10 protein-coding genes are annotated in these 11,397 nt (G+C 68.8%); 5 read left to right on the top strand and 5 right to left on the bottom strand.

Annotated features, from left to right (window positions below; all coding sequences use genetic code 11):
- Window positions 1-229 precede the first annotated feature (229 nt).
- From O9344_RS07470 to O9344_RS07455, 4 genes are all read left to right on the top strand, one after another.
- Window positions 230-1,036, top strand: a complete 807-nt coding sequence (locus O9344_RS07470) for a polysaccharide deacetylase family protein (protein WP_298474778.1) — start codon at window positions 230-232, stop codon at window positions 1,034-1,036.
- Window positions 1,037-1,155: 119 nt separating this feature from the next.
- A complete protein-coding gene (locus O9344_RS07465; protein WP_298474776.1) occupies window positions 1,156-2,646 on the top strand; it encodes a GumC family protein in 1,491 nt (496 codons plus the stop codon).
- Between the two features lie 8 nt (window positions 2,647-2,654).
- Entirely contained in the window at window positions 2,655-3,479 is an 825-nt protein-coding gene (locus O9344_RS07460) for a WecB/TagA/CpsF family glycosyltransferase (RefSeq protein WP_298474774.1), read from the top strand.
- Window positions 3,480-3,547: 68 nt separating this feature from the next.
- A complete protein-coding gene (locus O9344_RS07455) occupies window positions 3,548-4,738 on the top strand; it encodes a hypothetical protein (RefSeq protein WP_298474772.1) in 1,191 nt (396 codons plus the stop codon).
- A 47-nt stretch (window positions 4,739-4,785) separates the two neighbouring features.
- Here the strand turns inward: O9344_RS07455 and O9344_RS07450 are convergent, their stop codons facing one another.
- Together O9344_RS07450 and O9344_RS07445 are read right to left on the bottom strand one after the other, a co-directional pair.
- Window positions 4,786-6,210, bottom strand: a complete 1,425-nt coding sequence (locus O9344_RS07450) for an oligosaccharide flippase family protein (protein ID WP_298474770.1) — start codon at window positions 6,208-6,210, stop codon at window positions 4,786-4,788.
- Complete coding sequence (locus O9344_RS07445) at window positions 6,210-7,304, bottom strand: endo-1,4-beta-xylanase (RefSeq protein WP_298474768.1); 1,095 nt, start codon at window positions 7,302-7,304, stop codon at window positions 6,210-6,212. Before O9344_RS07445 ends, O9344_RS07450 begins: the two co-directional genes overlap by 1 nt.
- 190 nt (window positions 7,305-7,494) lie before the next feature.
- Here O9344_RS07445 and O9344_RS07440 point away from each other — a divergent pair, with 190 nt between their 5' ends.
- On the top strand, window positions 7,495-8,469 hold the full coding sequence (locus O9344_RS07440; protein WP_298474766.1) for a quinone oxidoreductase: 975 nt from the start codon (window positions 7,495-7,497) through the stop codon (window positions 8,467-8,469).
- A gap of 73 nt (window positions 8,470-8,542) precedes the next feature.
- Here O9344_RS07440 and O9344_RS07435 read toward each other — a convergent pair whose 3' ends face one another.
- The 3 genes from O9344_RS07435 to O9344_RS07425 form a co-directional block, all read right to left on the bottom strand.
- Complete coding sequence (locus O9344_RS07435) at window positions 8,543-9,937, bottom strand: TMEM43 family protein (protein WP_298474764.1); 1,395 nt, start codon at window positions 9,935-9,937, stop codon at window positions 8,543-8,545.
- Between the two features lie 105 nt (window positions 9,938-10,042).
- Window positions 10,043-10,771: a response regulator gene (locus O9344_RS07430; protein ID WP_298474762.1), complete on the bottom strand. Its 729-nt coding sequence runs from the start codon at window positions 10,769-10,771 to the stop codon at window positions 10,043-10,045.
- The gene (locus O9344_RS07425) at window positions 10,771-11,364 is read right to left on the bottom strand and encodes a MarR family transcriptional regulator (RefSeq protein WP_298474760.1); all 594 of its coding nucleotides are present in this window, start codon (window positions 11,362-11,364) and stop codon (window positions 10,771-10,773) included. The genes O9344_RS07430 and O9344_RS07425 overlap by 1 nt, the downstream gene beginning before the upstream one ends.
- Window positions 11,365-11,397 lie beyond the last annotated feature (33 nt).

The raw sequence follows: 11,397 nt of genomic DNA, 5'->3' as shown, positions 1-11,397 counted from the left end.
GTTCCATCCTGGTTCAGAACTGGCGCGCAAAGCACCGGTTCGGGGCGATCTGCGCCTGTCGGAGCAAGGTCCTTGCCGTCCCGGGGTCACAGCGACGACGGCGTTGGCGCACCCATTGCTGATGTTATCGCGCCAGTCCGGTAACGTACCGTAAACTGTGCGAAAACAGGTCAGATGCGCTCACGGCCTCTGGGCGAGGGATTTCAATTTGACGCAAGGACACCCGACGATGCCGGTCCAAACAGCGGCTCAAGCCGCGGCGATCGGCCCCGACGATGCGACATCGGCCCGCGATGGCGGGCTCCTCGCGCGGATCAACCACGCGGTGGGCCGCCGCATCGCCTTCCGCACCGGCGACATCCGACCCGACAGGCCCATCCTGTCCATCACCTTCGACGATTTTCCGCGCACGGCCGGCACCGAGGGCGGCCGCATTCTCGAGGCGCACGGGGTTCGCGGCACCTTCTACGTGGCCTCCGGCCTGTTCGAGCGCCACAGCGACCTGTGGACCGTGGCGGGGGCGGACGCGGTGATGGACCTCGCATCGCGCGGCCACGAGATGGCGCTGCACGGCCATGCCCATCGCCCGGCCGCGGCCATGACGGCCGGCGACTTCGCGGCAGACCTCGCCGCCAATCGCGCAGCCTTGCGCCGGCTCGTGCCCAGCCTGTCCAATGAATCCTACGCCTATCCCTATGGAATCTGCGGGCTGCCGCAGAAGCGCTGGCTGTCGCGCACCGTGCGGGCGAGCCGCTCGGTCATGGCCGGCATCAATGCGGGCCGCACGGACCTCGATTTCCTGAAGTCGGTTGAGATCAGCGAGCGGTCGCTGGCGGCGGTGTCGATGGATGCCTGGCTCGACCGGCTGGCGCGGGACGGCGGTTGGCTCGTCCTATTCACCCACGACGTCTGCGATACCCCGACCCCCTTTGGCACGACAGCGCGGATCCTGGAGGCGACGGTCGCCGGCGCACTCGACCGGGGTATCGCCATCATGCCGGTGGCTGAGGCCCTCGACCGCTGCGGCATCGTCTGAAATGGCACAGGGCGGCGTGGTCCCGTCCTTGCGCAGGAGGAAAGCGACAGAGTTCACGTGTTCCGATCCGGGACGGGCGCCACGGCACCTTCCCGGACGATCCAGGAGACAACATCGCCATGTATGACGACGGTCGTCCGGATAATCCCGCCCCCGCTCCTGCCGCAGCCGCCACGCGGCCAGCCGCCGCGTCTCCCGGCCTCATCGGCGAGGTGATGCGCTACTGGCTTGCCATCGTGCTGCTCGCCGTCATCGGCGGCGTTCTCGCCTACGGCGCCTCGCGTGTCATGACGCCGCGCTTCGTCTCGACGGCACAGATCTTCGTCGATCCCCGCGGCCTGCAGGTCTTCGACAACGAGCTGACCCCGCGCCAGCAGGATTCCAACACCGCCATCAACTTTGTCGAGAGCCAGGCGCGCATCGTCACCTCGCAGAGCGTGCTGTCGCGGGTCATCGACAGCGAGCGGCTGACCGAAGATCCCGAGTTCAACGGCCAGGGCGGCGCGTCCTGGGCCGTCGGCCTGCTCAAGTCCTTCGGCATGGGTCGGACGAGCGAGGAAAGCCTCGAGCAGCGCGAGCGGCTCGCCCTCAACGCCCTTTACGACCGCGTCATCGTCCGCCGGCCCGAGCGCACCTTCGTTATTGAGGTGACCGTCCGCGCCGCCGATCCGGACAAGGCCGCGCGCCTCGCCAATGCCGTCGCCCACGCCTATATCGACAGCCAGACGGCCGCCCGTGCCGATGCGGCCCGCCGCGCCACGCAGTCCCTCACCAACCGTCTTGACGAGCTGCGCACCCGGGTGCGGAGCGCCGAGGAGCGGGTGGAGGATTTCCGCCGCCGCAACGGCCTGTTCGGCACCCGCACGCAGCTCGTTTCCGAGCAGCAGCTGACCGATGCCAACACCCAGCTCGCCCAGGCCCAGGCCCGTGTCTCGGAGGCACAGGCACGCCAGGAGCAGATCCAGGCGTCGCTGCGCGTCGCCAGCCAGGCCGGCGCCCTGCCCGAGGCGGTGCTCTCGCCGACGATCGCCGCGCTGCGTGGCCAGCAGGCCGAGGCGCGCCGCCGCCTTGCCGACGTGCAGACCGAGTTCGGTCCGCGCCATCCCGTCGTTCGCAACGCCCAGGCGCAGGTCTCCGACCTCGATCGCGCCATCACCGAGGAACTCGGCCGCATCGCCCAGGCCGCGCGGGCCGAGCTCGACCGCGCCCGCTCGGCGGAGGCCGCCCAGCGGCGTCTCGTCGACGACCTGTCGCGCCAGACCTCCGATGCCGGCCAGGCCTTCGTCCAGCTGCGCGAGTTGCAGCGCGAGGTGGATGTGAACCGCAACCTGCTCCAGGCCTTCCTCGCCCGCTCCCGCGAGACGGGCGAGCTCGAGCGCGTCGACACCAACAATGCCCGCATCATCACGGTCGCCCAGCCGCCGCGGGATCGTGTCTTCCCGCCGCGCGGCGTAGTGATGGCAATGGCCGGCCAAGTGCTCGGCGGCGGCCTCGGCGTCGGTCTCGCCCTCCTCGCCGCCCTGCTGCGCGGTGGCGCCGGCCCGGCGCCCGTCCGTCGCCGTGCCGCGGAGCCGGTGACCCGTGCGCCGCTCGCCCGGCTCGTCCAGTGAGCGGTCCCATGGCGATAACCGGTACCGCCCCGAGCGCGCCGTCCCCCATCGCGGCGACCGAGGCCTTCGATGAGGCCTTCGCCGCGATCCCGACCGTCACGGTCGGCGGCCTGCCCATCGCCGTGCTCGACCGGGCCGCGACCGCCGACTGGATGATCCGTGCGGCGCGCGAGCGGCCGCGTGGCCGCAGGCCGCTCTACTTGACCTCGGCCAATGGCGAGGTGATCGCCCGAGCCTCATCCGATCCGGAGCTCGCCGGCCTGATCGGCATGGCCGACCAGATCGTTGCCGACGGACAGCCGCTCGTCCTCGCCTCCCGCTACCGCTGCCGCATGGCCCTGCCCGAGCGCGTCGCCACGACCGACCTGTTCCATGACGTTGCCCGCCGCGCCGAGGACGGCGGCACGACCTTCTACCTGCTTGGCGCCACGCCCGAGGAGGTCGAGAAGGCCGTCGCCAATGTCCGGGCCGCCTATCCGCGCCTGCGGCTGGTCGGTCATCACCACGGTTTCCTGAAGGGCGAGGCGCTGGAGGCGAAGGTCGCCGAGATCGACGCGCTGGCGCCCGACATCCTCTGGCTCGCCATGGGCGTGCCGCATGAGCAGCGCTTCGTGGCGCGCTTCGCCCACCGGCTCACCCATGTCGGGATGATCAAGACCTCGGGCGGCCTGTTCAATTTCCTGTCCGGCACCAACCGCCGGGCTCCGGACTGGATGCAGCGGGCGTCCCTCGAATGGGCCTTCCGCATCTGGCTGGAGCCGCGCCGCCTGTTCTGGCGCTATGCCGTCACCAACCCGAAGGCCATCTGGCTGATGGCCACGCGGTCGTCATGACCGCCGCGGCGTCTTTGACACCGGCGCGCTCGCCATTCCAAGGTCCGGCGACCAAGGGGGATACATCCGTGATCCGTCATGCCGCGCGCGTCGAGGTGTTGCGTCCGGTGGCGACATCGCTGCCGACCTTCTCGCGGGCGCGCCGCGAAGCGCCGCGCCCGGTCGAGGCGCGCGAGGCCGATTATGGCGACAAGTTCGACGCCGAGACGCTATTCTACGACGCATTTTTCGGCTCGCGCGGCCGTATCGTGCTGCTCGGGCCCCCATTCCTCAACCTCAAGCCGGCGATGGACATGGCGCGCATCACCGCCCTGCCCTCCGGCGCCGATTGCCCCTTCGAGATCCGCGAGCTCGACCGCCACGGCCAGGTGCATGTGACGGCCCCGCAGGGCACCGAGCGCCTCGTCCTGACCGCATCCTTCGGCACGGTGGAGATCACCGTGCAGCCGAGCGAGGTCGACATCTTCGCCGGTCGCCGGGTGATGTTCACCCAGTCCCGCAACAACGACATCGCCTGGATCCTCGACTGGGTGCGCTTTTCCCGGGACATCCATGGCGCCGACGCGGTGCTGATCTACGACAACGGCTCGACGCGCTATCGCCCGGACGAGCTCGCCGAGGCCATCGCGGGGCTCGATGGGATCGCGGCGGTGCGGGTGGTCGACTGGCCCTACAAGTTCGGCCCCCAAGGCTGGGACGCGACACGCTGGTGGGATTCCGATTTCGGCCAGCATGGCGTCTGGGAGCATGGTCGCCGGCGCTTCCTCGAGGCGGCGGCGAGCGTCCAATGCTCCGACGTGGACGAATTCATCCTGCCCCTTCGCGGGCGTAGCCTGTTTGCTGCCGCGGAAGCCTCGCCGACGGGCGTGCTGCGCTATGCCGGCCGCTGGGTGATCGGCCTTGAGGGCCTGGAGCCGCCGCCGGCCCGTCCCGGTCGTCGCCACAAGGACTACACGGTCACGCGCCGCGAGCGCCCTGTGCGCAAGCTCGGCGTGCTGACCGTCGACGCGGATCGATGCCCGCCGAAATGGACGCTGGTGCCCCATCGCATCGCCGATGGGCAGCAGTGGAAGATCCATTCCATCGGCGGCCATGTGGCCTCGCGGCTGATGACGCAGGAATTCAGCTACCGCCATTTTCGCGAGATCAGCGACAGCTGGAAATATGAGCGGATGGGCCGCGAGGCGTTCGATCCGGCACGGCACGAGACCGATGCCGATCTCGCCCAGCACGTCGCAGCCGTGCGCTGGGACGCCTGAACGCCGTTCCCCTTGTCGATGGCGAAACTGGCGACGCTGGCTGGGCCTCAGCCCTGCGCGGCCGGTCGCAGTCGCTCCATCAGCGCCGTGCGGATGCCCGCGATATCGAGCGCGAGGGCGGCCAGCGCATAGGCGATGACCCCGACCAGGACAGTTGCGGCGAAGGTGACAAATCCGCCGTCCGGCAGCGCCCGGTCGAGCAGGGCTGTCGGTGCCGCCATGATCGCCACGGCCGCAATCACGCGCGCCACCGGCCGCCAGGCGAGCGGCAGCGGATGGGCCTTCTGCGACAGCAGATAGCCGGCAACGACACCCGCCGCCTCGGCGATGACGAGCGACCAGGCGGCGCCGATGAGACCGAAGCGCGGCACCAGCAGCGCCATGGCAATGACATTGACCACCAGGATTGCCGTGCCATGGGCGACCATGAGCGAGGGCTTCTTGGCGAGGTGGAAGCTCACCTGAACGAATTGCTGCGAGATGGTCTGGAACAGCCAGGCGAAGACGAGGATCGGGATCAGCGTCGCGGCCGTGTCGCGGAAGTCGGGCCCTAGGATGAGCGCGGCGAAATGCGGGGCGACGATGGCGAGGCCGACGACGGCCGGCATGACCACCGCGAGCAGCAATTCGCCGCTGCGGGTGAGATGGGCATCGGCCGCCTCGACGCCATCCTCCGCCAGCGAACGGATGGCCAGCGGGACGATGGCCGAAGCCACCGACAGCGCCGGAAAGAGGATGATCTGGCGGACGAGGTCAGCGGCAGCGCCATAAACGCCGGCGGCGGCATCGCCGAGCAGATAGGCCACAAGCAGCCGGTCCAGCGCGGAATGGAAGGCGAAGACGCCGCCCGACATGGCCATGGGAATGCCGAAGCCGAGCATGGTGCGAAATGTCACGCGGTCGAAAGGCTTGCGCGGTCCCTGCCAGACCCAGGGCGAAAACAGGGCGGCAGCGATGATATAGCCACCGGCAACGCCGGCGACGAGGCCGAAGCCACCCCAGCCCATCTGCACCAGGCCATAGGAGATGCCGAGCGCCGCGAAGGCGCGAACGACGGTCGCCCGCATATAGGAGGTGGAATCGAGCCGCGCGCGCAGGATCTCCTGACCGAGTTCGAACAGGCCGAGCGCTGCGGCAAGGAGGATGGCAGCCAGCGCCTTGTCGAGCGGAACATGGGCGAACCAGACCGTGGCGATGAGCGCCGCTGGCAGGGTCAGGACCGAGACGAGATAGGCGGCGAGCGCCGTGAGGCGGATGTCGGTCGCCTCCCCTTCCGACTCGAAGCGCAGGACCGACAGCCGCACCCAGGTGAAGAGCAGCGCCGAGATGATCCCGGCGACCGACAAAGCCACGACATAGATGCCGTATTCGGCGGGTGACAACAGCCGGGTGAAGAGGATCACCGACAGGAAGCCCAGGGCGGCGGACGTGCCATGGGCGACCATGTAGGTGGAGGTCTGACGGATAAGCATCAGCGGCGATCCCGCAGGAAGTGCTCGATCACCGTCAGCATCGGTTTGGGGCGATAGTCGCGGTCAAGCGGCAAGGGCCGGTTCTCCAGGCCATCGGCCCGTTTGAAATAAAGCGGAACCCAGGTGTAGCGGTCGGTGATGCCCCAGGTGAGGATCGAGTCGATCGGCGAGCCGGCGCGCACCGCGTCGAGGAAGTCATAGACGCGCGAAGCCGCAAGGATATCGCGCACCTCCGGCGGACCGGGCAGCTTCTCGTCGACAACGTCGAGTTCGGTGACAAGGACCTGGAGGCCCATGGTCCTGCATTCTGAGATGAAGGCCGACAGCCCCTCCTTGTCGATGGGGATCTCGGCCCGCAGATGCCCCTGCAGGCCAACGGCATGGAGCGGCACGTTGCGCAGCTTGAGGTCGCGCAGGAGGCGCAGGAAGGCCTCGCGCTTGCGGCGGAAGCGGGGTCCGACGAACTCGATGTCGTATTCGTTGATGACGAGCTGGGCCTGCGGATCCACCCGCGCGGCAGTCCTGAGCGCGAGCGCGATGTGGCTTTCGCCGAGGCGCTGCTGCCAGATCGACGGGCGGATGTCGGAGCGGCTCGCCGGTTCGTCGGGGATCGCCTCGTTGACCACGTCCCAGCTCTTGATCCGCCCGCGATAGCGGCCCATCACCTGCTCGATATGGCCGACCATCTCGCGCTCGGCCTCGGCGGCGGAGGAGATGGACTTGGTCCAGTCCGGCATGGCGCCGTACCAGACGAGCGTGTGGCCGCGCAGCGTCATGCCGTTGGCGGTGGCGAAGGCGAGCTGGCGGTCGGGGCGGTCATAAACGAAACGCTCGCGGCTCGGCCGCAGGTCGTACCATTTGAGCCCCCCCTCGCCGACGATCTGGGTGCAATGGCGGATGATGGCGGCGCGGTAGTCCGCCTCCTTCTCCAGCGGATCGTCGCGCACCGCAGCGCCGAGCGGCAGGCGCACGCCGCCGGCCGGCTGGGCGGCAGCCTCGCCGGCGATCAGCGTCCCGAAGGGGGACGAGGCCGCCACGGCAAAGCCGGTGGTGGCGCGCAACGCGGACAGGATCGTTTCGCGACGGGACAGCATGGGGTGCTCCTTGCCTCCTTCTACGCAAGTCCCGTTCCCATCGCATGAAGGCCAGGGCGTGGCGGCGGGTCGCAAGCCGCGCACCCTTCGCCGGCAACAAGGCCATCGACGCCGGAGGGCCCGAGGCATTACAACGGAATCATCGGGTTAGGGGCCGGTTCAGTCCGGCGGACAGGGCAAGAGGCACGACATGGTGAAGGCGATCCGCATCCACAAACCCGGCGGGCCGGATGCGATGGTCTATGAGGACGTCCAGCTGAAACCGCCGGGGCCGGGCGAGGCCTATGTGCGCCACACCGCGATCGGCGTGAACTTCATCGATGTCTATTTCCGCAGCGGCCTCTACAAGCTCCCGGCCCTGCCGCATGGCATCGGCATGGAGGCGGCAGGCGTCGTCGAGGCCGTCGGCCCCGGTGTCACCGAGGTGGCCTTCGGCGATCGGGTCGCCTATGCGGGCGGGCCGCCCGGCTCCTATGCCGAGAAGCGGCTCATTCCGGCGGCCCAGCTCGTCAAGATTCCGAAGGCCATCGACGACAAGACGGCCGCCGCCATCATGCTGCAGGGCATGACGGCCCGCTATCTCCTGAAGGAGACCCATGCGGTCAAGAAGGGCGACACCATTCTCGTCCATGCCGCGGCCGGTGGTATGGGCCTGTGGCTCTGCCAGTGGGCCAAGGCGCTGGGCTGCACCGTCATTGGCACCACCTCCAGCGAGGAGAAGGCGGCGCTGGCCAAGAAGAACGGCTGCAAGTTCCCGATCATCTACACCCAGGAGGATTTCGTCGCGAAAGTGATGGAGATCACCGGCGGCAAGGGGGTGCAGGTCGTCTATGACGGCGTCGGCAAGGATACCTTCGCCAAGTCGCTGGAATGCCTCGCCGTGCGCGGCCATCTCGTGCTCTTCGGCACGGCCTCCGGGGCGCCCGATCCGTTCCCGCCGACCGCGCTGGCGGCGAAGTCGGCCTCGCTGACGCGCCCCGGCCTCTATCACTACATCGCCACCCGCAAGGAGCTCCTGGCCAATGCCAAGGATGTCTTCGCGGTGGTGGCGGACGGCACGGTAAAGATCCAGAAGCCGCAGGAGTACCTGCTGAAGGACGCGGCCAAGGCCCACAAGGACCTCGCCGGCCGCAAGACCACAGGGTCGATCATCCTGCTGCCCTGAGGCATCGACCTCCACCAGAAGCAAAAACGCCCGGCCTTTTCAGCCGGGCGTTTGTCATTTCAGCGACCTCAACTCACTGCTGGCCGGGCCTCAGCCCTTGCGGCACGTTGAGGAAGCCAGAGGGCTGCTGCGGCGCCGGCTGGCCCCAGCCCTGCGGCGCCTGCGGCTGTTGCTGCCAGCCCTGCGGCGCGGGAGCCTGCGGCGGCCACCCCTGCTGCCCGCCGAGGCCGGCAGGGGCCGGAGCCGCGGTCGGCCGTCGTGGCGCTGGCCGCCGACGCTCGCCGAGGAGCTTGAGGCCATAGGCGCCGGCGAGGCCCGCGACGATCAGCGCGATCGACAGGACCGGCCGGTGCCAGAACCAGGCGATGGCAAAGGTCGGCAGGGCGACGACGAGCGTCAGGGCGAGGGCGACGATGCCGGCACCGGCAGCCATGGCGGAGCCGAGCAGCGGGATGACGTCGGCGAGCACGACAAAGGGCCGGAGGATCAGGTTGAAGCCGATCCACATGACCAGCAGCGCCACAGCCCGGAGGATCCAGGTGAGGATGCTGTTGGCCTCGTGGGCGTGCTTGTAGAGCTCCTGGGCGCTCTTTGCCCCCATCTCGCCGAGGAAGACCTCGCGGCCGTTTGAGGCCTGGTAGGGACCGAAGCCCTGGCCCACCTGGCGGGCGACGACGGTGGCCGCGCCTTCCGGCAGGACGGCATAGGTGATGCGCATGTCGCCGATCACCGGGTTGGCGGCGTCATAGCCGACATAGACCCCGCCGTCGTTCAGGCGCGCCTGCGCGCCGAGGCGGCGCTGGAAGGCGGTGAGCTGGGCGTCGGTGACCTCGAGCTTCTGATCGGCGCTCGACCCGAAAAGGCCGACCACGCGGCTCTCCGCCCGGAAGGCACCGAGCGTGGCGTTCGGCGCGGTCTGGCTGCGGCCGGTCACCGGCATGGCCGGGTTTTCGTGGCCGTCGCGGCGACGGAAGCGGCTCGAATCGATCGGCCGGTCCGACCAGACGCGGGAATATTCGTAAGTCGTGGTGCGCGTTTGCGAGCCGCCGGCATTGCTGCGCGTCTCGGTCCGCTGCTCCTCCTTCCACTGGTACATCTCGACCTTGCGGACGAGGCGCACGGCATTGGAGGAGATGGCGAAATCGCTGTCGGCGAGCGTGCCGTTCGACCGCAAGTCGCCGCTGACATGAACGAGCGTGCCCTCGTTAGCGGCATCGACCCGGGTTGCCGGGACGGTGACGGTGACGCCGGCGCCCTCGTTCAGGGCGCGGGTGGTGCCGATGGCCCTGCCCTCGTTCCAGAAGATGCCCCAGACCGTCGCGGCGATGAGAGCGAGGCCGATCAGAATGCCGGTGATCGACTGCCAGAGCCGCTCGAGAAAGCCGACATGTTCGGTCGTGCTGTCGCCGTCTGCGGTGGTTTCGGTGCTGGTGTCCGCCGGTCCGGCGTTCCACCCGTTGTCGTCCATGGACATGGAATCCCCCATGAAATGGTTCGGCGCCAAAGGGTCACGCCCGTGTTTCAGTGGCTCGGCTCGCCGTGTCGAACTCTGTTTCGCACCCGGCGTGCCCCATCAGGGCGTGGCGATGAGGCGGTATCCGATGCCGCGCACCGTCTGGAGATGAAGCGGGTTGGCAGGATCGATCTCGATCTTGCGCCGCAGGCGGTTCACCTGGACATCGACCGTCCGCTCGTTGATGTCGCCGCCGGGCGCTGCGAGATCGTAGCGCGGCACGGTCTCGCCGGGCTTCACCGCGAGGATGCGCAGCATCTCCTTCTCGCGATCGGTGAGGCGGATGACCTCCTCGCCCTTCTTCAGCTCGAGGCGGCCGATGTGGAAATGGAAATCGCCGAAGCGCACCGCCTCGACGACAGGCTGCGGCGCCGGCATGGCGCGGCGCAGGATGCCGCCGATGCGCAGCAGAAGTTCGCGCGGCTCGAAGGGCTTGGGCAGATAGTCGTCGGCGCCGAGCTCGAGCCCGGTGAGGCGGTCGGACAGGTCCGAGCGGGCGGTGAGCATGAGGATCGGCAGATCCGCCATCGGCCCTGCGCTGCCGGCGCGGATCGCCTTGGCGAGGTCGAAGCCGGTCTCGCCCGGCATCATCACATCGAGGATGACGAGGTCGAAGGTGAAGCCATCAAGCCGCTTGCGGGCGGCTTTGGCATGTTCGGCGGTGGTGACGCGGTAGCCATTGTTGGTGAGATAGCGTGCCAGTGTCTGGCGGATCACCCGGTCGTCGTCGACGATCAGCAGGTGCGGCGCGTCGTCGGCGGGGGCTTTTGCGGGGGCGGGGGTCGGCATCACCGCTCCTTCGTGCGCGCCAGCGCGCGGTCGGCCTGGGTGATCATCCGCGTCACGTCCTCGCGGCTCTCGGGGTCGATCATCGCATAGAGGAAGCGCACCGCCTGGTCACGCGTCGTACCGGACTGGGCGATGGCGCGGGCGAAGCGCTCAGTCTGAAGACGGGCGAGTTCCAGCGCCAGGGCCCTGCCCTTCTCGGTGACGGCGAGGAGGCGCTGGCGGCGGTCCACCTGCCCCTCCTTCTGCTGGATGAAGCCCTGCTCGATCAGCTCCTTGAGCACCCGCGCCAGCGACTGCTTGGTGATCTTGAGGATGTCGAGGAGGTCGGCCACCCGGATCTCCGGATGGCGGTAGACGAAGTGCAGGACGCGGTGGTGAGCCCGGCCGAACTGATAGCGCTCCAGCACGTGGTCGGGATCGCCGACGAAATCGCGATAGGCGAAGAACATCAGTTCGATGAGATCGTAGGCGGGGTCGCGCGCGCCCCCGTCCGCCGCCCCGCCCTGGGCTGCACCCTGCCCCGATCCCAGCGCCGATCCCGGCGCGCCCGTTCCGGACCGGCCCCGGGCCGGCGAGACATTTATGTCAGCCATGTTGACATATTCGATGCCGATTGTTACTCATCC

This window comes from Phreatobacter sp., from assembly GCF_027532945.1.
Classification (GTDB): domain Bacteria; phylum Pseudomonadota; class Alphaproteobacteria; order Rhizobiales; family Phreatobacteraceae; genus Phreatobacter.
Note: the sequence above shows the minus strand (reverse complement) of the source record. Positions and strands in the feature narration are given on the sequence as shown.